19 protein-coding genes and 2 pseudogenes are annotated in these 18,987 nt (G+C 61.2%); 12 read left to right on the top strand and 9 right to left on the bottom strand.

Features of this window, described 5'->3' with window-relative positions; all coding sequences use genetic code 11:
- Position 1: 1 nt before the first annotated feature.
- The gene (locus tag AOA60_RS26025; protein WP_099586778.1) at positions 2–331 is read right to left on the bottom strand and encodes an EscU/YscU/HrcU family type III secretion system export apparatus switch protein; all 330 of its coding nucleotides are present in this window, start codon (positions 329–331) and stop codon (positions 2–4) included.
- Complete coding sequence (locus tag AOA60_RS26020) at positions 328–1,905, bottom strand: flagellar hook-length control protein FliK (protein WP_099586835.1); 1,578 nt, start codon at positions 1,903–1,905, stop codon at positions 328–330. The genes AOA60_RS26025 and AOA60_RS26020 overlap by 4 nt, the downstream gene beginning before the upstream one ends.
- A gap of 200 nt (positions 1,906–2,105) precedes the next feature.
- Here AOA60_RS26020 and ccmA point away from each other — a divergent pair, with 200 nt between their 5' ends.
- The 10 genes from ccmA (at position 2,106) to AOA60_RS25970 (ending at position 9,461) form a co-directional block, all read left to right on the top strand.
- Positions 2,106–2,741, top strand: coding sequence for a cytochrome c biogenesis heme-transporting ATPase CcmA (gene ccmA, locus AOA60_RS26015; protein ID WP_099586777.1), 636 nt, complete (start codon positions 2,106–2,108; stop codon positions 2,739–2,741).
- Complete coding sequence (gene ccmB / locus AOA60_RS26010) at positions 2,738–3,406, top strand: heme exporter protein CcmB (RefSeq protein WP_003189951.1); 669 nt, start codon at positions 2,738–2,740, stop codon at positions 3,404–3,406. Before ccmA ends, ccmB begins: the two co-directional genes overlap by 4 nt.
- An 84-nt stretch (positions 3,407–3,490) precedes the next feature.
- Positions 3,491–4,246: a heme ABC transporter permease gene (locus AOA60_RS26005; protein ID WP_099586776.1), complete on the top strand. Its 756-nt coding sequence runs from the start codon at positions 3,491–3,493 to the stop codon at positions 4,244–4,246.
- Positions 4,243–4,419, top strand: a complete 177-nt coding sequence (gene ccmD / locus AOA60_RS26000; protein WP_003172771.1) for a heme exporter protein CcmD — start codon at positions 4,243–4,245, stop codon at positions 4,417–4,419. The genes AOA60_RS26005 and ccmD overlap by 4 nt, the downstream gene beginning before the upstream one ends.
- The gene (gene ccmE, locus AOA60_RS25995) at positions 4,416–4,874 is read left to right on the top strand and encodes a cytochrome c maturation protein CcmE (RefSeq protein WP_099586775.1); all 459 of its coding nucleotides are present in this window, start codon (positions 4,416–4,418) and stop codon (positions 4,872–4,874) included. The genes ccmD and ccmE overlap by 4 nt, the downstream gene beginning before the upstream one ends.
- A 3-nt stretch (positions 4,875–4,877) precedes the next feature.
- The gene (locus AOA60_RS25990; protein WP_099586774.1) at positions 4,878–6,866 is read left to right on the top strand and encodes a heme lyase CcmF/NrfE family subunit; all 1,989 of its coding nucleotides are present in this window, start codon (positions 4,878–4,880) and stop codon (positions 6,864–6,866) included.
- Complete coding sequence (locus tag AOA60_RS25985) at positions 6,863–7,399, top strand: DsbE family thiol:disulfide interchange protein (RefSeq protein WP_032889103.1); 537 nt, start codon at positions 6,863–6,865, stop codon at positions 7,397–7,399. Before AOA60_RS25990 ends, AOA60_RS25985 begins: the two co-directional genes overlap by 4 nt.
- Positions 7,396–7,869 (top strand): cytochrome c-type biogenesis protein, encoded by a 474-nt coding sequence (locus AOA60_RS25980; protein WP_012723038.1) that lies wholly within the window; start codon positions 7,396–7,398, stop codon positions 7,867–7,869. The genes AOA60_RS25985 and AOA60_RS25980 overlap by 4 nt, the downstream gene beginning before the upstream one ends.
- Positions 7,862–9,046, top strand: a complete 1,185-nt coding sequence (gene ccmI, locus AOA60_RS25975; protein WP_099586773.1) for a c-type cytochrome biogenesis protein CcmI — start codon at positions 7,862–7,864, stop codon at positions 9,044–9,046. The genes AOA60_RS25980 and ccmI overlap by 8 nt, the downstream gene beginning before the upstream one ends.
- A gap of 16 nt (positions 9,047–9,062) precedes the next feature.
- Positions 9,063–9,461 carry a hypothetical protein gene (locus AOA60_RS25970; RefSeq protein WP_099586772.1) on the top strand — a complete coding sequence of 133 codons (399 nt, stop codon included), beginning with the start codon at positions 9,063–9,065 and terminating at the stop codon, positions 9,459–9,461.
- Positions 9,462–9,641: 180 nt separating this feature from the next.
- On the opposite strand, the gene AOA60_RS25965 is transcribed toward AOA60_RS25970, so the two are convergent.
- From AOA60_RS25965 to AOA60_RS25935, 7 genes are all read right to left on the bottom strand, one after another.
- Positions 9,642–11,162, bottom strand: coding sequence for an MFS transporter (locus AOA60_RS25965; RefSeq protein WP_099586771.1), 1,521 nt, complete (start codon positions 11,160–11,162; stop codon positions 9,642–9,644).
- A gap of 70 nt (positions 11,163–11,232) precedes the next feature.
- Positions 11,233–12,105 carry a prephenate dehydrogenase dimerization domain-containing protein gene (locus tag AOA60_RS25960; protein ID WP_099586770.1) on the bottom strand — a complete coding sequence of 291 codons (873 nt, stop codon included), beginning with the start codon at positions 12,103–12,105 and terminating at the stop codon, positions 11,233–11,235.
- Entirely contained in the window at positions 12,102–14,171 is a 2,070-nt protein-coding gene (gene pabB, locus AOA60_RS25955) for an aminodeoxychorismate synthase component I (protein ID WP_099586769.1), read from the bottom strand. The genes AOA60_RS25960 and pabB overlap by 4 nt, the downstream gene beginning before the upstream one ends.
- Positions 14,168–14,503 (bottom strand): chorismate mutase, encoded by a 336-nt coding sequence (locus AOA60_RS25950; RefSeq protein WP_256592887.1) that lies wholly within the window; start codon positions 14,501–14,503, stop codon positions 14,168–14,170. Before AOA60_RS25950 ends, pabB begins: the two co-directional genes overlap by 4 nt.
- A 45-nt stretch (positions 14,504–14,548) precedes the next feature.
- Positions 14,549–15,820, bottom strand: coding sequence for an aminotransferase class I/II-fold pyridoxal phosphate-dependent enzyme (locus AOA60_RS25945; RefSeq protein WP_099586767.1), 1,272 nt, complete (start codon positions 15,818–15,820; stop codon positions 14,549–14,551).
- Between the two features lie 13 nt (positions 15,821–15,833).
- On the bottom strand, positions 15,834–16,694 hold the full coding sequence (locus AOA60_RS25940) for a HemK/PrmC family methyltransferase (protein ID WP_044273103.1): 861 nt from the start codon (positions 16,692–16,694) through the stop codon (positions 15,834–15,836).
- Positions 16,691–18,124, bottom strand: coding sequence for an FAD-binding oxidoreductase (locus AOA60_RS25935; RefSeq protein WP_099586766.1), 1,434 nt, complete (start codon positions 18,122–18,124; stop codon positions 16,691–16,693). The genes AOA60_RS25940 and AOA60_RS25935 overlap by 4 nt, the downstream gene beginning before the upstream one ends.
- Positions 18,125–18,467: 343 nt before the next feature.
- On the opposite strand from AOA60_RS25935, the pseudogene AOA60_RS25930 reads away from it, so the two are divergent.
- Positions 18,468–18,560 (top strand): annotated as a pseudogene (locus tag AOA60_RS25930) (phosphonate metabolism protein/1,5-bisphosphokinase (PRPP-forming) PhnN); the annotation flags it as partial.
- A pseudogene (locus AOA60_RS32395) lies at positions 18,551–18,649 on the top strand (transposase); the annotation flags it as partial. The pseudogenes AOA60_RS25930 and AOA60_RS32395, both read left to right, overlap by 10 nt.
- Between the last annotated feature and the right edge of the window lie 338 nt (positions 18,650–18,987).

The raw sequence follows: 18,987 nt of genomic DNA, 5'->3' as shown, positions 1-18,987 counted from the left end.
TTCAGTAGTCATCCCCGCGTTCGGTCACGTCGCGCTCTACCGGCGCGGCGTACGGGTCATACCCCACCGGGAACTTGCCCTTCAGCGTCCAGGCAAACGCAATGATCTCGGCAATCGTGCGGTACAGCTCTTCCGGAATGCTGTCGCCCAGCTCCATGCGTGCCAGCAGCTTCACCAGCTCGGCGTTTTCATAGATCGGCACTTCATTTTCCCGCGCCAATTTCAGGATGGCTTCGGCCAGGGCATCGTCGCCCTTGGCAGTGAGCGTGGGCGCCTGCTGGCCGTCGTACTTAAGGGCAATCGCCTGGCGTGGCGGGTTTGCGTTGTTCATGCGGTTTCATCCACCCAGCGTTGCTCCAGTCCGGTTTTCGGCCCGCGTGGCGGCGTGCCGAGGTGGCAATCCAGGTCGCCGACGTTGATGCCAGAGGTCACCAGCCGCTCGCGCAGGCTGCCCAAATGGCTTTCGATCAGGCTGGCGGTGAACGGGCGGGTTGCCCACAGTTGGCTGGACAGTTTGCCCTGGGTCAGTTGCGCCTGGACCTGCAATGGCCCCAGCGGCTCCATATCGAACGCCAACTCGACGCGCCAGAGCATTTGCCTGGGGTCTTTCCTGTCCTTGCGTTCGGGCTGGTCCTTGTCCTGCGCCGGTTCCTCGCGCTGGAACTTGACCTGCAAGGGCACGATGTCTTGCAGGCTGCGCATGGGGATTTCCAACTGCCAGGTGGTTTGCAGGCGGCCATCGGCGGTGGTGCCGGTTTGTTCCAGGCTCGACAACTGATGGCTCTGCAAGCGGGAGATGGCCCCGGCAGCCAGGCGCAGCAGGTTCTCCAGGTCGCCTTCGCCTTCCAGTTTGGCCATCAGCCGCTCCGGCAGTGGGAAGCCAACCGGTGCCTGTCGCGCGCTGACTTGGCCGAGCGTATTCAGCGGGCTGCGCACGAAATTCGGCATCACCTGGGCCAGGGTGTTGGCGGCGAGGATCGCATTCAAGTTGGTGCTGGTGGGCAGGGCAGGCAGCAGATCCGCGACCAGGCGCAGCAGCGCGCCCTTCATATCCAGGGGCGGCACTTGCGGGTTTTGCCCGGCGAGCAGCTTGGCTTCAAGAAATGCGCCGCTGTTCTGGACCACCTGGGCCAGCACTTTGGGATTACTTACCTGGGCCAGGTCCGGCAGGGCGGCGAGCAAGCGGTCGGCGGCGGCGCGCAGGTCGGCGGAGGTGCTGTCGCCGCGCGGCAGGTTCTGCAGTGCAGTGAACACCGCATCCAGCGAGCCTTGCCGACTTTGCTGGGTCGAGAGTTGTTGAGTGACGGCCAATTGATCCTTGAGCCCGCTCAACGGTACGAAGCTCAGGGTCTGCGCGTTCTGCACCACGGCGCTGAGCAAGCTGCCCACGCGCAGGGGCTGAGGGCTTTCCACCGTCAGCGTCGCACCGGCCAGGGCGTTGTTGAGCACCGTCACCAGCGAGCGGTAGATCGCCGGTTGTGCGGTGCCCTGGGGCAACATCTGGGTGGTCAGCACCTTGGCCTGCAACAGCGTGCCCACGGGCATCTGATCAGTGTCGATGCGGGTCAGGGCTGCCACATTGGCACTCAAGGCCTGTTGCAGGCTCAAGGTCAGGTTGCCCGCCGGCGTCTGGCTCACCGCCACATTGCTGCCCAATGGCAACGGCTGGGCGCTGCTGGCTTGCACCAGGGTCTGGCGGCCGCCTTCAAGGGTCAGCTTGAGCAGAAGCTGAAAGGCTTCACCGCCTTGCTTGAGCGCGATGACTTCGGCGTTCGCGGTTTTTCCCGGGTCGATCAGCCCGATCTGCGGCTCCAGCAGTTTCAGCAATTCACCCGTCGCAGGCGCGGGGCTTTGCCCGGCTGTCGGGGTGGGAGGGAGCGTAGGAAGGTTGATCTCGCCGGTCATCGTGCGCATCGTCTCTGGGGAAATTGCCCTCTTTAGCGTAGGGCATCACATGTATAATGCCGCCCGTCTGCAAAGAGAGCGCTAAAAACCTCACAACTATTTGATCCAGCTCTCTAAAACCGGTCGCCAAAGCCGTTATTGTGCATCTCTCTTTAACGGCCGCTGCACCGCCGACTTGAACCGTAAAGGCCCGCGATCTCTTGACCAGCCCTCTTCTTGAAGCCGTAGCGCTTGCCTGTGAACGCGACTTGCGCCTGCTGTTCGAGCACCTCGACCTGCGTGTGGCGGGTGGCGATATGGTGCAGGTCAGCGGCCCCAACGGCAGTGGCAAGACCAGTCTGCTGCGCCTGCTGGCCGGGCTGATGCAGCCGACGGCGGGCGAAGTGCGGCTCAACGGTAAACCCCTCAGCGAACAACGCACTGAACTGGCGCGAAACCTGATCTGGATCGGCCACGCCGCCGGCATCAAGGACGTGCTCACCGCCGAAGAAAACCTCAGTTGGCTCAGCGCCCTGCATCATCCTGCTCCCCGTGACGCCATCTGGCAGGCCCTGGCCGCTGTCGGTCTCAAGGGCTTTGAAGACGTTCCTTGCCATACCCTGTCCGCCGGCCAACAGCGCCGCGTGGCCCTGGCGCGCCTGTACCTGCCGGGCCCGCCGTTGTGGATTCTCGACGAGCCCTTTACTGCCCTGGATAAACAAGGTGTCGCCCAACTGGAGGAGCACCTGGCGCGGCACTGCGAGCAGGGCGGCACCGTGTTGCTCACCACCCATCACACCCTGGCTCGCATGCCCGCCGGTTACCGCGACCTCGACCTGGGCCGGTGGTCGGCATGAGTGTCTTCGCCCTGCTGGTCGCCCGTGAAGCGCGGCTGTTGTGCCGTCGCCCGGCTGAATTGGCCAACCCGCTGGTGTTCTTTGCCATTGTGATTGCGCTGTTCCCGCTGGCGGTCGGCCCCGAGACTAAACTGTTGCAAACCTTGTCTCCGGGACTGGTGTGGGTGGCGGCGCTTTTATCGGTTCTGCTCTCGCTGGACGGGCTGTTTCGCAGTGATTTCGAAGACGGTTCCCTGGAACAGTGGGTCCTTTCGTCGCACCCTTTGCCACTTCTGGTACTGGCCAAGGTGCTGGCACACTGGGCTTTTTCCGGCCTCGCGCTAGTCTTGCTCTCGCCGCTGTTGGCGATGATGCTGGGCTTGCCCGTTGAATGCCTGCCGGTTTTGCTTCTGTCCTTGTTACTCGGCACGCCAGTGCTCAGCCTGTTGGGGGCCGTGGGCGCAGCGTTGACCGTCGGTTTGAAGCGCGGTGGCCTGTTATTGGCCCTGTTGATTCTGCCGTTGTACATCCCGGTACTGATCCTTGGCAGCGGCGCTTTGCAGGCCGCGCTCATGGGCATGCCGGCGACCGGTTACCTCCTGTGGCTTGGTAGCCTGACCGCCCTGGCGGTAACCCTGACACCCTTTGCCATAGCTGCCGGCCTGAAGATCAGCGTCGGTGAATAATGAGGTCTGACCCGGCGTGACACGCTGAGTCAGTAAAGACCCTACGCTTCTCGCCATGACGCGAAGCAACCGTGAGAAACAGCAATGAACTGGACCTGGTTTCACAAGCTTGGCTCGCCCAAATGGTTCTATGGCATCAGCGGCAAACTGCTGCCGTGGTTGAGCCTCTTCGCCGTGTTGCTGATCGGCATCGGCCTGGTCTGGGGCCTGGCTTTCGCGCCGCCGGACTACCAGCAAGGCAACAGCTTTCGCATCATCTATATCCACGTGCCCGCCGCGATGCTGGCCCAGTCCTGCTACGTGATGCTGGCGGTGTGCGGCATCGTTGGCCTGGTGTGGAAGATGAAACTGGCCGACGTGGCCCTGCAATGCGCTGCGCCCATCGGCGCGTGGATGACCGCCGTGGCGCTGGTCACCGGCGCGATCTGGGGCAAACCCACCTGGGGATCATGGTGGGTCTGGGATGCGCGACTAACGTCCATGTTGATCCTGCTGTTTCTGTACTTCGGTCTGATTGCCCTGGGCAACGCGATCAGTAATCGTGACAGCGCCGCCAAGGCCTGTGCGGTACTGGCGATTGTCGGTGTGATCAACATCCCGATCATCAAATACTCGGTGGAATGGTGGAACACCCTGCACCAGGGCGCCACCTTCACCCTCACCGAAAAACCGGCAATGCCCGTGGAAATGTGGGCGCCGTTGCTGTTGATGGTGCTGGGGTTCTACTGCTTCTTCGGCGCCGTGCTGCTGATGCGCATGCGCCTTGAAGTGCTCAAGCGTGAAGCCCGCGCCAGTTGGGTCAAGGCCGAAGTGCAAACCTGCCTGGGAGCGCGTGGATGAGCTTTGCTTCTTTCAGTGATTTTCTCGCCATGGGCCACCACGGCCTGTATGTCTGGACGGCCTATGGCATTTGCCTGGCGGTGCTGGCCCTCAACGTCGCCGCGCCGATCCTGGCCCGCAAGCGTTACCTGCAACAAGAGGCGCGTCGTCTGCGCCGGGAGACCGAAAAGTGAATCCGCTGCGTAGAAAGCGTCTGTTGATCATCCTTGCCATCCTGGCCGGCGTCGGCATTGCCGTGGCCCTGGCCCTGAGCGCCCTGCAACAGAACATCAACCTGTTCTACACCCCGACCCAGATCGCCAATGGCGAAGCGCCTGTCGATACGCGCATCCGCGCCGGCGGCATGGTGGAGAAGGGCTCGCTGAAACGCTCCGGCGATTCCCTCGACGTGACCTTCGTGGTCACCGACTTCAACAAGGCCGTGACCATCACCTACCGCGGCATCCTCCCGGACCTGTTCCGCGAAGGCCAGGGCATCGTCGCCCTGGGCAAACTCAACGCCGACGGCGTGGTGGTGGCCGACGAAGTGCTGGCCAAGCACGATGAAAAATACATGCCGCCCGAGGTCACCAAAGCCTTGAAAGACAGCGGCCAAACCGCGCCCGCCGCCCCAGCCAAGGAGGGCTAAGCCATGACGTCCGCACTGTTTATTCCCGAGTTGGGCCAGTTGGCGATGATCCTCGCGCTGTGCTTTGCCGTGGTCCAGGCCGTGGTGCCCTTGCTGGGTGCCTGGCGCGGCGACCGTCTGTGGATGAGCCTGGCGCAGCCGGCCGCCTGGGGTCAGTTCGCCTTCCTGTTGTTCGCGTTTGGCTGCCTGACCTACGCGTTTATGACCGACGATTTTTCCGTCGCCTACGTCGCCAATAACTCCAACACCGCGCTGCCTTGGTACTACAAGTTCAGCGCCGTGTGGGGCGCCCACGAAGGTTCGTTGCTGCTGTGGGCATTGATCCTCGGCGGCTGGACCTTCGCCGTGTCGGTGTTCTCGCGCCAACTGCCGCAAGTGATGCTGGCGCGGGTGCTGGCGGTGATGGGCATGATCAGTATTGGTTTTCTGCTGTTCCTGATCATGACCTCCAACCCGTTCAGCCGCATCCTGCCGCAGATCCCGTCGAATGGGCATGACCTCAACCCCTTGCTGCAGGACATCGGCCTGATCGTTCACCCGCCGATGCTGTACATGGGTTACGTCGGTTTCTCCGTGGCCTTCGCCTTCGCCATCGCCGCCTTGTTGGGCGGGCGCCTGGATGCCGCCTGGGCGCGCTGGTCGCGGCCGTGGACCATCGTCGCCTGGGCCTTCCTGGGGATTGGCATTACGTTGGGCTCCTGGTGGGCGTACTACGAACTCGGCTGGGGCGGCTGGTGGTTCTGGGACCCGGTGGAAAACGCCTCGTTCATGCCGTGGTTGGTGGGCACCGCGCTGATTCACTCCCTGGCCGTCACTGAAAAGCGCGGCGTGTTCAAGAGCTGGACGGTGCTGCTGGCCATCGCCGCATTTTCCCTCAGCCTGCTCGGCACGTTCCTCGTGCGTTCGGGCGTACTGACTTCGGTGCATGCGTTTGCGTCCGACCCGGAGCGCGGCGTGTTCATCCTGATCTTCCTGCTGTTTGTGGTGGGCGGCTCACTCACCCTGTTCGCCCTGCGTGCGCCGGTGGTCAAGAGCCACGTTGGCTTCAACCTGTGGTCGCGGGAAACCCTGCTGCTGGGCAACAACCTGGTGCTGGTGGTCGCTGCGTCGATGATCCTGCTCGGCACTCTTTACCCGCTGGTGCTGGATGCCCTGAGCGGCGCCAAGCTGTCCGTCGGCCCACCCTATTTCAACGCGCTGTTTATCCCGTTGATGGGGTTGCTGATGGTGGTGATGGCGGTCGGCGTACTGGTGCGCTGGAAAGACACACCGGTGAAATGGCTGGCCGGCATGCTGATGCCGGTACTGCTGGGCAGCGTCGCGCTGGCCGTGATCGCCGGCATTGCCTATGGCGACTTCAACTGGGCGGTACTGGCCACCTTTATGCTCGCCGCCTGGGTGCTGCTGGCCGGTGTACGCGACCTCTTCGACAAGACCCGCCACAAAGGCTTGATCAAAGGCCTGCCGACGCTGACCCGCAGCTACTGGGGCATGCAGATCGCCCACATTGGCATCGCCGTGTGTGCGCTGGGCGTGGTGCTGTCCAGCCAGAACAGCGCCGAACGCGACCTGCGCCTGGCGCCGGGCGAGTCCATGGACCTGGGCGGTTATCAGTTTATCTTTGAGGGCGCCAAGCACTTTGAAGGACCGAATTTTACGTCCGACAAAGGCACTGTGCGGGTAGTGCGCGACGGTAAGGAAATCAGCGTGCTGCACCCGGAAAAACGCCTCTACACCGTGCAGAGCTCGATGATGACCGAAGCCGGTATCGACGCCGGTTTCACCCGTGACCTCTATGTGGCGTTGGGCGAACCGCTGGGCGACGGCGCCTGGGCCGTGCGCGTGCATGTGAAGCCGTTTGTGCGCTGGATCTGGTTTGGCGGTTTGCTCACCGGCTTTGGTGGTTTGCTGGCCGCGCTGGATCGGCGGTATCGAGTCAAGGTCAAGAGCCGGGTGCGTGAAGCCCTCGGTCTGCAAGGAGCGGCGGTATGAAGCGTTGGTTGATGGTGTTGCCGCTGGCGTTGTTCCTGGTGGTGGCGGTGTTCCTGTATCGCGGCCTGTACCTGGACCCGGCCGAGCTGCCTTCGGCAATGATCGGCAAGCCGTTCCCCGAGTTCTCTCTGTCGAACGTGCAAGGCGACAAGACGCTGACCCGTGCCGACCTGCTGGGCAAACCGGCGCTGGTCAACGTGTGGGGCACCTGGTGTATCTCCTGCCGCGTCGAACACCCGGTGCTCAACAAATTGGCCGAGAAGGGTGTGGTGATCTACGGCATCAACTACAAGGACGACAACGCAGCAGCCTTGAAATGGCTGGCCGAGTTCCACAACCCATACCAGCTGGATATCCGTGATGAAGACGGCAATCTCGGCCTCAACCTCGGCGTCTACGGCGCCCCGGAAACCTTCTTTATCGACGCCAAGGGCGTGATCCGCGACAAGTACGTCGGCGTGATCGACGAAGTCGTGTGGCGTGAGCAACTGGCCGCCAAGTACCAGGCGCTGGTCGATGAGGCCAAACCATGAAACGTCTGTTAGCCGCTGCCGTGCTGGCGCTGGGCTTGGTCGGTGTGGCCCACGCGGCCATCGACACCTACGAGTTTGCCAAGGACGGTGATCGCGAGCGTTTTCGCGAACTGACCAAGGAACTGCGCTGCCCCAAGTGCCAGAACCAGGACATCGCCGACTCCAACGCGCCCATCGCCGCCGACCTGCGCAAGGAGATCTTCCGCATGCTGGGTGAGGGCAAGGACAACCAGCAGATCATCGACTTCATGGTCGACCGCTACGGTGATTTCGTGCGCTACAAACCGGCCCTCACCGGCAAGACCGCGCTGCTCTGGTTCGGCCCCGCCGGGTTGTTGTTGGCGGGCGTGGTGGTTATGGCGGTGATCGTGCGCCGTCGCCGCGCGGCGCCAACCGATGGTTCCGACGCGCTGTCCCCCGAAGAGCGTAAACGCCTCGACCAATTGCTGGACACCAAGACTGATGATTGATTTCTGGCTCGCAGCCGGCTTGCTGCTTCTGATTGCCCTGAGTTTCCTGTTGATCCCTGTGTTGCGTGGCCGTCGTGCCCAGCGCGAAGAGGATCGCACCGCGCTGAACGTGGCGCTGTACCAAGAGCGTGTCGCCGAGCTGCAAGTGCAGCAGGACGAAGGCGTGCTCAACGCCGCGCAACTCGACACCGGTCGCGCCGAAGCGGCCCGCGAACTGCTGGCTGATACCGAAGGTGTCGAAAAGCCCCGCGAGTCGCGTCTGGGCAAACCGCTGCCGTTGCTCGCCGCCGTCCTCGTGCCCGTGCTTGGCTTGGGCCTGTACCTGCACTTTGGCGCCAGCGACAAAGTCGAACTGACCCGCGAGTTCTCCCAGCCGCCGGTGTCCATGGAAGACATGACCCAGCGCCTGGAGCGCGCGGCCGTGGCCCAACCGGATTCAGCCGAAGGCCTGTACTTCCTTGGCCGCGCCTATATGGCCCAGGATCGTTCGGCCGATGCGGCCAGAGTCTTCGAGCGTGCCGTGGCGTTGGCTGGCCGCCAGCCGGAGCTGCTTGGCCAGTGGGCCCAGGCGCAATACTTCGCTGACGATAAGCAGTGGTCGCCCAAGGTTCAGGCGTTGACCGATGAAGCCCTGAAGCTGGATCCGAAGGAAGTCACCAGCCTCGGCCTGTTGGGTATCGCGGCGTTTGAAGGCAAGCGTTATCAAGAGGCCATCGACTACTGGACACGCCTGCTGGCCCAACTGCCACCGGAGGATAATTCCCGTGCAGCGCTGCAAGGCGGCATCGACCGGGCGGCGCAGAGCCTGAAGGAAAGCGGGGGCACCGTCGCCGAAAAAGCCGTGATAAAGGTGCGGGTGGATGTGTCCGCCGATGTGAAGGCCAAGGCGCTGCCGAACGACACGGTGTTCATCTTCGCCCGCGCCGTCAGTGGCCCTCCGGCACCGTTGGCGGCCAAACGCATTACCGTCGCCGAACTGCCGGTCACCGTCGAGTTGGGTGACGCCGACGCAATGATGCCGCAATTGAAACTGTCCAACTTCGCCGAAGTCCAACTGGTTGCGCGCATATCCCGGGCAGGTCTTCCGACCGCTGGCGAGTGGATCGGCCGCAGTCAACCCCTGGCCAGCAGCACTACTGCACTGCAACAGCTGACCATCGACAGTCCGGACAAGTAATCCTGAGGAAACGCCCATGACGACCGCATTCGCACGCATCACCCTGCTCAGCCTGGTAGTGGGCCTGAGCGCCTGTGCGGTCCATCGGCCACCTCCTGGCCCGACCGGCCCGACGATCCCGCCGTCCGGCCCTTCGACTCAGCCGAGCACCAGGCCTTCCGGCCCGGTTACCCCGCCGCCGAAGCCTGTGCCGACCAAATCGCCGACGTTCGCCCCGCCACCGGGCGCCGCCAGCCACTGGGACGGCAAGATGCAGGTATACGTGCTCGATGACCAGCCGGACACCTTCTACCGCCAGCGCACCTACTACCGCTGGAGCAACGGCTGGAGCCGCTCCATCAGCCCCAACGGGCCATGGGAAGAAACCAACGTGCAAGGCGTGCCGCCGGGGTTGAGCAAGCAGTACGCGCAATGACAAAAGGCGACCGTGTTCGGGTCGCCTTTTTTATGTTCGATTTGAACGGCTATCAACTGTGGGAGCGGGCTTGCTCGCGAAGGCGGCCTGACAGTCGATCGGGATGTTGGATCTAACCAGGCGTCCTGCCGGGTTACCCCCGAATTCAAGTTGCACTTGGTTCGCCCGCCCGCACCCACGTCACACCGACGCTGCCTCCTGTGCCTTCAATGTGCGCCGGGCGATGACGATGGCCAGCACCGCCAAGCTGAAGGTGGCCCAGGCCATCAGTTGAGTCCCTGCGACAAATGCCTGTATAGCGTTGCCCATGACTTCACTGGCCTGGTCGTGAGCCAGGTTGGTCGAAATTGCGTGGGCGCCTGCCAAGGTTTCGCTTGCCAGGTGCATTTGCACCGGGGTCAAGAAGTCCGGTAGGTGCAGCGTGCCGCGGTAGTACGCCGTCACCAGGCCACCGAGCACGGTGGTGCCGAGTACTACCCCGACTTCATAGGCCGTCTCGCTGATGGCTGACGCGGCTCCTGCCTTGTTGGCCGGTGCGGCCGACAGGATCACGTCGTTAGAAACCGTGGCGATGGCACCCACGCCAATGTTCAACAAGGCAAACGCAACCACGATCACCGTCAAACTGCTGCCGAGGCTGGCGACCAGCAAGAACGCGCCGGCAGTGAAGGCCAGCAGGATGGGAATCAGGACATTGACCGATACGCGCTGGGCGACCGGGACTATCAGGATCCCCACCACAATCGCCATGAGCTGGCCCGGTATCAGCGCCAGGCTGGCGTTCAAGGGCGACATGCCCAGGACGATTTGCAGCAATTGCGTGGCAAAGAACACGAAACCGATCAGGAAGGCCAGGCTCATCAGGTTAATGGTCACCGAGCCGCTGAACGTCTTGTTGCGAAACAGGCTCAGGTCCATCAAGGGGGTAGGGAGGCGCAACTGACGGCGTACGAATTGCCAGCCGCTCACGGTTGCGACGGCCAGTGTCGCCAGTGCCCAGGCATCCGGTCCTTCGCTGGCGACATGCTTGATGCTGTACACCAGGGCACTGAGGGCGACCATCGAGAGCACAATGCTGATGACGTCCATCGGCCCCGAGGCGTCCGGCTCGGACTCAGGCAGCAGCCAGGGGCCGAGGATCAACAGAGGCACCAGCACCGGCACGGCCAGGAGAAAAATCGACCCCCAGTTGAAGAACTCCAGCAGTATGCCGCCGACCAATGGCCCAAGCGCAGAACCGACGGTCAAGGTGGTTGCCCAGATCGCCACGGCCAGGCGACGCTCTTCCCGGTCGTCGAACACTGAGCGAATCAACGCCAACGTTGACGGCATCAACATTGCCCCGAAGATCCCCATGCACGCCCGTCCCGCGACCAGCTGCGTGGCGGTGCTGGAATAAGCGGTCATCACCGACACCAGGGTAAAGCCCAGTGAGCCGATCAGCAGGAGTTTGCGATGGCCTTTGCGATCACCCAGGCTACCCATGGAAATGAGCAACCCTGCCAGCACCAGTGAGTAGGCATCGATCATCCACAATTGCTGGCTGGCACTGGGGTGCAGGGCCTCGGCGATTTTGGGCAGCGCAAAACCCAGCACGGTGTTATCCACGGTCACCAGCAAGACTGGCAGCATCAATATCGCGAGCGCCAACCACCGGCGTGAGCGTGGTTGTTGTGTTACTTCCTCAGCCGCTAAAGACATCACCGGCTCCTTCTTGGAAAAGTGGCGAGTTGTGAAAAAACACCTCGCCATTCCCTGGCGAGGTCATCGTTCAGTTCAGCAATGAAAACAGATGCTGGCAGTCCACGGCGCCTGCATTCAAGCGTTTGCCCAAGACCTTTGAAACACTCTGTAAATCGCTTCTGAAGCGCTCATAGTCCTGCTCCACGATGTTTTCCTGCAGGCGCTCCAGGCCCTGCACCAGCGCTTCACGCTGAGCGGTCGCCTGGTCGTTTTCCAGTTGTATGTCCCAATACACCTCGGGCGGGTTGACCAGGATGCGCGACAGCAGCGCCATCATGGTACGCATGGGCGGCGGCATGACCTCTGCCACGATGTCCAGGTCGACCGAAGATTGGGCCAGGGCCATGCCGAATCCGAGAATGGCTGCATGGGGCAAGGCCTGACACAGGGCCATCAGCTCATCATGCGCGGCGGGCGTCATTCGACGGACCTTCATCCCGGCCTCCATCAAATGCCGTTCGATGAAGGATTGCGGGGTTTGCACGTCTTCCACGCAGACCGCCACCGTGCGCCCCTGGACGGACAACTTGGGCGAAAACATGGGGTTGACGCCCACAAACCTTTGCTGCGGCGCCGCTGCTTTCAGTGCTTTGAAAAAGGGGCCCTGCACCGAGCAGGTGGGGATCATTACCGCGTCTGAAGGCAAGCACCGGGTCACCCAGGCAATCGCGCTGACCGCGACGCTTTCAGGCAGAGCGAACACCACGGCGATGGCGTCGCGAAAAACAGCCCCTGAATGATTGAACGGTTGAGTCACGTCCATTTCGTGAAACTCACAGTCGGAATCCGGCGGACGGCGATCCACGACGCGCACGATGTATCCGTATTGCTTGAGAATACGGCTGATCAGTGAGCCGATGAGGCCAGCGCCTCCTAATACGACTACTGCTTGGGTATTCATGTGTCGCTCCCTGCGCAAAAGCTGTAATACGGCACGCTGGCCTTGACCAGCGTCTCTTCAAGTTCTTCTTTCGGGTCGGAGTGGGCGACGATGGCGCCACCAATGCCGAACTCAGCCTGTTGTTTATGCAATACCGCTGTGCGGATGACGATGCTCAGTTCCGCACTGCCATTGAAGGAGATCCAGCCCAGCGCTCCGGAATAAACACCCCGTGCACAGGTCTCCAGCCCATCGATGATTTCCATCGTGCGCTTTTTCGGCGCACCGGTCATTGAGCCTCCCGGAAAGCACGCTCTGATGGCCTCCATTGACGAGATGTCGCTGCGTAGATGTCCACGTACCGTAGAGACGAGCTGGTGTACCGAGGAAAAACTCTCCACGGCGAAAATATTCGGCACATGCACACTCCCTGAACGGCATACGCGGTTCAGATCATGGCGTACCAGATCGACAATCATCAGGTTCTCGGCGCGATCTTTGGTCGAGGCGTGCAAGTCATCTCGCAGGCGCTGATCTTGCTCAGGGTCTTTGCTGCGTGCACGGGTGCCCTTGATGGGGCGGGATTCGATCAGGCCGCCTTCATCGATTCTCAAAAAGGTCTCGGGTGATGCGCTCAGCACGCTGAAGCTGTCGAAGCAAAGATAGGCCCCATAAGGTACTGGGCTTGCTTCGCGCATTCTCCGATAGGCTGCGAGGGGCGCGCCGTCGTAGCTCATCCGCGCGCGGTTGGTCAGGCATATTTCATAGGATTCACCATCGGTGATGTATTGCAGCGACCGCTTGACCTTACGGATGTAACTGTCGGGGCTGTCTTCGAGTGACAGCTCAAGTTCATTCACTGCACCGGGGACAAAACGCCGTGTGTTCGTGGCGCTCTGAGGTGGGGGCATTGAGGTCAGCAACGTCGGCCACTGCGGGGGATGGCCCGTCGCGCTTAACAGGCACTCGTAGACCTTTTGGTCATGGTGGTCGAAGACGAAGAAATGCGGCGCCAACATAAAGCCGGCATCCGGTTGCCCGGAGCGATAGACCTTGTTCCCGCCGGTCAGGGCCTTGAGTTCATACCCCAGGTACCCGACAAAACCACCCTTGAATTCAAACGGAAGGTATTGCGGGACTGCCACGTTGACCGATTCGATGAGCTGGCCGAGCAGGGTGAAGAAATCACCCGCCACACGCCTGCTGCCTTTGGGGCCTTCGAGTGTGAGGGTTTCGCTGTTGACGTCATAGGTTAGACGAATAGCTCCCTGGGCCTGGCCGCTGCCCATGATTGAATAGCGCGCGTTGGGCCGTTCGGATTTTTCGCTGTCGAGCCAGAAAGCATGCTGATCATTGGCATAAAGCGTGGTGAACAGCGCCAATGGATCGCACGCAGCCGAATGGACTCGATAGGCCAATTGCAGGTTGAGCAAACCGCCTACCGCGACGTAGTGCTCCTTGGCCGATTGAGCACTGGCCGGGCTCTGTCGCGTCGGCACGCGCTGGCGCCCATTGTGCTCAAGTGCCATGCGGATGAAGTTACTGAGCAGCGCATGCCCATACTCCGAGTCGATGGACTCAGGATGGAACTGGACGCCCCAGATCGGACGGCTTTGGTGCTCGATCGCCATCACCACACCTTCCTCCGTCCACGCCGTGCAGCGCAGCTCCTCAGGCAGATGGGTACACATCAGGGAGTGGTAGCGCACCACTTCAAACTGCTCTGGCAGGTCGCGGAACAAACCACTGCCGGCGTGCTGGATTTTACTGCGGTAACCGTGCACCGGGTTGGGCGCGTGGCCGACGGTTCCGCCAAGGAATTGGGCGATACCCTGGTGCCCCAGGCAAATGCCGAGCAAGGGTACCGGGGAGCGCAGGATAACCTGCCCGCACACGCCAAAATCCAGGTACTCGCCCGGGTGCCCAGGGCCCGGTGAAAGCACTACGGCATCGTATTGTTCAATGTGCAGGTGTTCGTACGCCACGCTGTTGGTGACGATATCGACGCACACACCTGTGACCTCGTACAGGTATTGGGCGATGTTCTGAGTGAAGGAGTCAAAATTATCAATCAGCAATATTTTCATGAGCGCTGCCCCTGGCCCAGGCGCTGCTGAATCAACCGCTCTTCCTGGTTGCAGGTTTCCTCAATGATCAGCTTGAACACCGACTGAACGTAATCGGGCCTCAAGCCGACTTTCGAGGCGTGGCTTGCGAGCTGATCCATCACTTGAACGATACGTTTGGGCTGCATCATGGGGATGTCATGGGCCGCCTTGAGTTCGGCGATCTCCATGCACACGCTCATGCGTTCGCCAAGCAGGTCGACCAAGTGGGTGTTGATCCGGTCCAACTGATCCCGCATGGGTTGCAGGATGGTGGACGGAGTTGCAGGTGAAATTTGCTGGTGCCGTGTCATATTCATTCCTTTGATGTGTACGACGTAGTGCGGGTGTGTGAAGGGTCAGGCGGTGGCCTCGGGTAGCGCAGTGGCGTTCCATAAGCCTGCACGGGTGAGCTCGTTCAAGGCTTGGGCCAGTTGCCGGATATCGTGATCGCCGTGGCTGGCCGAAAAGGCGAAGCGCAGCATGGCTTTTCCCTTGGCGATGATCGGGTAGAACACCGGGAACATGAGGATGCCGTGGTCGCGCAGGATCCGGCAGGCTTGCAGGCCGTCTTCTTCGGTTTCGAAGAATGCGCCTCTGACCGGGGATTGAACCCCGGCGTTGAGCAGGCGATTGTGGGTCAGCGAATCAAACAGGCGCACGTTGCTCCACAGGCGGTCTTGCAGGCTGTCTATCTCGTCGCTCAGGTGAATCTTCGCGGCCGCCACGTTGGCGGCCAGCATTGGCACCATGATCGAGTGACCGAACACCAGGGGGTTGGCCAGTGTGTGTATCGACGGGATGTCCCGCGGGTCACTCACCACCACAAACCCGCCCGCTCCGCCAAAGGCCTTGGACAAAGAACCGGCCAGGATCATGTTGTGCGGCAACTGGTTATCTACCGCCGCCAGGGCGTAGCCAGCACCATGACGCCCTGCGATCGAGATGCCGTGGGCATCATCCACATACAGGTAGCCTGCGGCGTCCGCCAGTTGGCGCGCGAGGTGCGCGATGGGCACCAGGCCGCTCATCGAGCCGATACCGTCGATCAACAGAATCGGCGTTTCCTGGCGATCAGCGCAGTGTTTCAAGGCCACGCGCATCGACTCCGGATCGGTGGCCTCGACACGGGACACTTCACCAAACTGCTGCAGAATGCCGCGCAGCACCTGCATCGAGGCGTGAGCGGTTTTATCGATCAACCAGTGGGCGCGCTTTTTGATCGGATAGCCCTTGAGCGAATTGCTGCCCAACAGTGGCAGTACGCCAAGGTGCACGCTGCTGGTGGAGGTGAACACGCTGACACCGCAGCCTTTATAGACGCGGCTGAGCAGCGACTCCAGTTCTGGCAAATAGACCGGGCGCATGGCACTGCGTGACGAGGACAGGTGCAGGCCAAAGGTGCCCAGTGCCTGGTGCGCCGCGTCGATCAGTGCAGGATGGGTTTCCAGGCCCAGATAAGAACAGGAAACGAACTCGGTGAACGTGCCGCCCTGCGCCAGGGTGATACGCTTGCCTTCACGGCTCGCGACGGTGAGGCCCGTGAGGCCCTCCGCATAGGCGCTCTCCAGGGCGCTGGTGGTGTTGTCACGGCGAATGGTCATCCAGTCTGGTTTGGTGTGTGCATCCATGGCTCAAAAACTCCTATGCTTGAACAGCGTTCGATAAGCGGCCCACGGTCATGACGGACGTGCCTGTGGTGTCTGATGACTCACGGTCAATCACAGTGCTGACGTCAAGCAAGTGGTGCTGTTGGAACAATTCACGAACGGCGAATGCTTGATCCTCGCCGTGTTCGATCACCAGCCATCCCTCAGGTGTCAGCAAAGTGGTCGCCAGGGCGATGATGTGCCGTGTCAGGTCCAGGCCATCGGCACCTGAATAGACGGCCGCCGAGGGATGATGGCTGCCCCATTCGGGCTGTAACTGCGTTTGCCTAGGAACGTACGGCGGGTTGGCGACAATCAGCCCGACCTGGTGCTTGAAGCCAGCGAATGCAGGGGTTTCACGGATATCCGCCTGCATCGCGTTGACATGCACGTCGTGGGTGGCCAACCGGGCGATATTGCGTTTGAGGTAGTGGACAGCCACGTCTTCAAACTCCACGCAGGTCACCCGCAGGTCTGGCCGGCGCCGGGCGATGGCCAGGCCAATGGCGCCGCTGCCGGCGCAAAGGTCCAGCACGCAGGTTCCCGTCGCCAGTCGGGCATCGTCCAGCCACTTATGAATCACCGTGCTGTGCGGGCGCGGGATAAATACGCCGCTGCCCACAACCAGGGGCAGGTCGTCGAACGCGACCGTGCCGACAATATGCCCCAACGGAATCCGATTGCAGCGCTCGCTGACCGCCAGCCTGAACTCATCCAGTGCGCGCTGTTTGTCGGCACGCACGATAAAGCGATCGACCAGGCTATCCAGGTCATTGTCCGGGTCCCACACGCCGGCCGCTTCCAGCTGCACGCGGGCCAGGGCGATCGCCTCCTGCTCCTGTTTGCCCAGACTCATGACCACTCCTTGTAGTACTGCGCCAGCTTCACGCGCATGGACTCATAGAGGTAGGAGAATGCGACCAGCTCCGGAGGGGGAGTGAACGAGGGGTGCAGTTCATCGATCAGTTGCTGGTAATTGCTCGACAGTCCTTTATCGAGAATGGGCAGCCAGTAAGGTTTTACGTCCCAGCGATATTCATAACCGGTGGCAAACATCTGCTTGACGGTTTCGCCAACCGTCAGCTCGCGAGCAAGCCCGGTCAGTGGGGCGCGCACAGGATTGAAGGTGCTCAAGTCCAGGCCGGTGCTCTTGACGCCGGTCAAACAGTCGGCGATGTAGGCTGCCAGCAGCGGCGATTGGTGCAGGCCATCACGGTATGTCCCGGTTGCCAGCCACAGCCCTTGCATGCCGCATTCGCCGATCAGAGGGAAGCCGTCGGCTGGAATGGGACGGTTGCCCACTTGGATCGAAATAATTTCGGCACTGTGCAGGTCAAGGTTCAATTGGTCGACGGCGCAATCGAGCAAAAACTGTACATCCGAAATCAGCGCACGGTGCTTGGGGCGCTCGGACAGGATATTGGTCGCGCCCAGATACAGCACGCCGTCACCACGTGGCACGCAATGCAGGCCACAGGCAAACGCGCGATTGGGGGTGCGGATCACCGATTGGGGTAACGCCATGCCCTCAGGCAGCTTGACCAGAATGGACACGCCATATCCGCTGAACAACGGTGGGATTTTGTTGACGAGCGTGTCGAACTCGCTGAGCAGGTCCAGAGACTGAACACCGGCAGCCACTACCACCTTTTTCCCCCACAGCACCTCACCGCTTTGCAGCTCCACCCCTGTGGCGATTGCGCCTTCGGCGATCACCCGGCGGGCGTTCTCATTGATCAAGGTGCCATGGTTGGCGAGCAGCGCGGCGTCGAGCTTTTCCAGTAGCAAGTGCGAATCAACGGCGTGTTCATTGGGGATAAACAGCCCGCGCAGCGGACGTACCAGATGATCCGGTGCCAGCCATTCCATGGCTCTTGGATCAATGGTTTCGTACTGTTCCCCATAGGCTTGCAGTGTGTGCTCGATGGCTTCGTAGTTGACCGTATCGACTTCGTCCATGCCGGCACTGTTGAGCAACACATGAGTGCCGCTGGCACTGAACAGCGGGGTGCTGATGCCGGAGTCGGCGGCCAGGCGTTCGGCCCAGGCGGGCCAGAGGTCTTGTGCCTGACGATCCATATTGAGTTTGAGGCGGCCATGCTCGCTGGCCAACAGGCCGCTGGTGACTTCGCCAAAACAGCCATTCATGGCACCGGCTGCCTTGGATGCAGCGTTGGTGCGGGCGGTCTCACCGACCCGGCAAACCTTCAAGCCCCGTGCACTCAGTTCATACGCGATAGAACCGCCAATGGCGCCTGCGCCTACTACAATTACGTCGAACTCCATGTTCTAGATCCTTGTTTAAACTGTCAGCTGTAGGATGAAAAACATTCCCATGTAGGAACGTGCTGAGCTTTTTATAGATTGTGAGAAGGGGCGACCATCGAGCATTTGTTTCATGTTGTATCGTTGTTACAAATTCACATATTTACTCGAACAAGCCCGGAAAGCCTGGGTGCAGGTGCCGCGCGTGGTGCGCGGTGGGTCACACTCGGGTAACGTGGCCGGCGCCGGCCTGCAAGGGGCTGTTGGCTGGAAATACTTTCCAGCGTCTACGACGCTCGACGCGTGGGCAACTGACACCGAGGCGCCGTTACAGGTCTGAAGACAAGCGAAGAGGGTGTTTTGAATGGCGGGCAGGTTGATCTATCTCATCGGGCCATCGGGTTCGGGCAAGGACAGCCTGCTGGACGCCGCGCGCCCACGCCTGGTCGAGCGTGGATGAAGGTGTTCAACGACCTCAAGACTCGTGGCGTTGAAGATGTTCTGATCGCCGTCACGGATGGCCTCAAAGGAATACCGGAGGCGTTGCAGACTGTGTGAAAACACAGCCTGCCAAGGTCAAAAACCAATGCCCCGACTTGTCGGGGCATTGGTTTTTCTAACAGGCGGCACGAAAAAAGGGCCTTTCAGCTCATCAATGCCATCAACTGATGGGCGCCCATCACCTTGGATATAGCGCATAAGCAAAATGCCCGTATCTTGCGATACGGGCATTTTGTTTAACCGGCCGGCAGATTGCTAGGTTTTCACACAGTCTGTGGGGGTCGCCTTTTTTTGAATTGAAATCCGTTATTCCAAACACAACCGAACAAATGTGGAAGTGGTGCTTGCCCTGATGCTAAGGGCGAACACTGTGCCCGTGACGC

Source organism: Pseudomonas sp. 2822-17 (assembly GCF_002742485.1).
Classification (GTDB): domain Bacteria; phylum Pseudomonadota; class Gammaproteobacteria; order Pseudomonadales; family Pseudomonadaceae; genus Aquipseudomonas; species Aquipseudomonas cyclaminis.
The sequence above is the reverse complement of the archived record's forward strand: the minus strand, read 5'-3'. Positions and strand labels throughout refer to the sequence as shown.

Coding starts and splice junctions, on each gene's coding strand:
- AOA60_RS26025 (WP_099586778.1), bottom strand. CDS start 331: ATGAACAACGCAAACCCGCCACGCCAGGCGATTGCCCTTAAGTACGAC.
- AOA60_RS26020 (WP_099586835.1), bottom strand. CDS start 1,905: ATGACCGGCGAGATCAACCTTCCTACGCTCCCTCCCACCCCGACAGCC.
- ccmB (WP_003189951.1), top strand. CDS start 2,738: ATGAGTGTCTTCGCCCTGCTGGTCGCCCGTGAAGCGCGGCTGTTGTGC.
- AOA60_RS26005 (WP_099586776.1), top strand. CDS start 3,491: ATGAACTGGACCTGGTTTCACAAGCTTGGCTCGCCCAAATGGTTCTAT.
- ccmD (WP_003172771.1), top strand. CDS start 4,243: ATGAGCTTTGCTTCTTTCAGTGATTTTCTCGCCATGGGCCACCACGGC.
- AOA60_RS25990 (WP_099586774.1), top strand. CDS start 4,878: ATGACGTCCGCACTGTTTATTCCCGAGTTGGGCCAGTTGGCGATGATC.
- AOA60_RS25985 (WP_032889103.1), top strand. CDS start 6,863: ATGAAGCGTTGGTTGATGGTGTTGCCGCTGGCGTTGTTCCTGGTGGTG.
- AOA60_RS25980 (WP_012723038.1), top strand. CDS start 7,396: ATGAAACGTCTGTTAGCCGCTGCCGTGCTGGCGCTGGGCTTGGTCGGT.
- ccmI (WP_099586773.1), top strand. CDS start 7,862: ATGATTGATTTCTGGCTCGCAGCCGGCTTGCTGCTTCTGATTGCCCTG.
- AOA60_RS25970 (WP_099586772.1), top strand. CDS start 9,063: ATGACGACCGCATTCGCACGCATCACCCTGCTCAGCCTGGTAGTGGGC.
- AOA60_RS25965 (WP_099586771.1), bottom strand. CDS start 11,162: ATGTCTTTAGCGGCTGAGGAAGTAACACAACAACCACGCTCACGCCGG.
- AOA60_RS25960 (WP_099586770.1), bottom strand. CDS start 12,105: ATGAATACCCAAGCAGTAGTCGTATTAGGAGGCGCTGGCCTCATCGGC.
- pabB (WP_099586769.1), bottom strand. CDS start 14,171: ATGAAAATATTGCTGATTGATAATTTTGACTCCTTCACTCAGAACATC.
- AOA60_RS25950 (WP_256592887.1), bottom strand. CDS start 14,503: ATGACACGGCACCAGCAAATTTCACCTGCAACTCCGTCCACCATCCTG.
- AOA60_RS25945 (WP_099586767.1), bottom strand. CDS start 15,820: ATGGATGCACACACCAAACCAGACTGGATGACCATTCGCCGTGACAAC.
- AOA60_RS25940 (WP_044273103.1), bottom strand. CDS start 16,694: ATGAGTCTGGGCAAACAGGAGCAGGAGGCGATCGCCCTGGCCCGCGTG.
- AOA60_RS25935 (WP_099586766.1), bottom strand. CDS start 18,124: ATGGAGTTCGACGTAATTGTAGTAGGCGCAGGCGCCATTGGCGGTTCT.